2 protein-coding genes are annotated in these 912 nt (G+C 48.2%); both read right to left on the bottom strand.

Features of this window, described 5'->3' with window-relative positions; translation table 11 throughout:
• A partial coding sequence (locus PORUE0001_RS05125) for a hypothetical protein (RefSeq protein ID WP_039865661.1) occupies positions 1–267 on the bottom strand: 267 nt, incomplete at its 3' end.
• Positions 268–522: 255 nt separating this feature from the next.
• Complete coding sequence (locus PORUE0001_RS05130; protein ID WP_039865663.1) at positions 523–867, bottom strand: DUF6291 domain-containing protein; 345 nt, start codon at positions 865–867, stop codon at positions 523–525.
• Positions 868–912: the final 45 nt, after the last annotated feature.

Here is a 912-nt window from a genome sequence, read left to right on the forward strand (position 1 = left end):
CACGAGATTGTCAACAGCCTCCAGCAGGGCATCTGCGCCATACTCTCGAAGGCGGGCATTTAGTTCAGCTAGACGACTTCCTTGCAGAGAGCGCAACGCTGGTATGTTAGCTTGCTTTGTTGCTAGCTTGCTATTGAAGTAATCTACGAAGGCGAGAGCCTCCTGCTCCCTTAAGCCTTTATGGGGTGATACGTCCGTCAGGCTTAATTGCCCATCATAGGCTCCCAAAAATTTTGCCTCACGCGCACGGGGCTGGAGCTGGGTCATCTGAGCGAAGCGAAGATGACGAGATTGGGGGATTATAGGGGGTATAGAGTTAGGGGTTACAGGGGAAAGAGAAAAGGGGGACGAAGGGGGGAAAGAGGCAAAACCTTTTGCTTTTTCCTCCTGAGTGGTGGAAGAAGAGCTAAGAGGATTAGCAGTACTTTGCTCTACATCAGCACTTGGTTTTCTGAAGCAAATAAACCTTTTGCTTTTCACCTGCTTTGGGAGAGGAAGAAACCAAATAAACCTTTTGGTTATTTAGCTTCTGACCACCGTCCAAAGTTGATTTGTCGTAACTCCTTTATTAGGGGTTGTAGTGGAAGCCTTTGCGCCCTGCTCGCTCTTGCGAGGGCGACCGCCTAGCTTACCACAAGTCTTGCGTATAGAGGAGATTTCCGCCTGTCTGTGTGCATCTGCATCAATCTGCTCTCGGACAACGAGGAAAACGCCCTGAACTAAGGCTGGTACCGTAGCTAAGTCAGGCTCTAAACCCTTTAAAGCGTAACCCATAATTAGAGAGTAAGCAACTCCTTGACTGCTGTCTGGTAACTGGGTAATTGCCTCATACCACGAGGATCGAAATTGAAAAGACTTTTCTTTCATAGCTGAGAGGTATTAGAGATTTATCAGTTGTCGGTATGCACGCAG

The sequence above is a fragment of the Porphyromonas uenonis 60-3 genome (genome assembly GCF_000174775.1).
GTDB lineage: Bacteria > Bacteroidota > Bacteroidia > Bacteroidales > Porphyromonadaceae > Porphyromonas > Porphyromonas uenonis_A.

Bases quoted from the DNA above. Each gene is read 5' to 3' on its own strand.
- PORUE0001_RS05130 (WP_039865663.1), bottom strand. From the start codon at position 867: ATGAAAGAAAAGTCTTTTCAATTTCGATCCTCGTGGTATGAGGCAATT.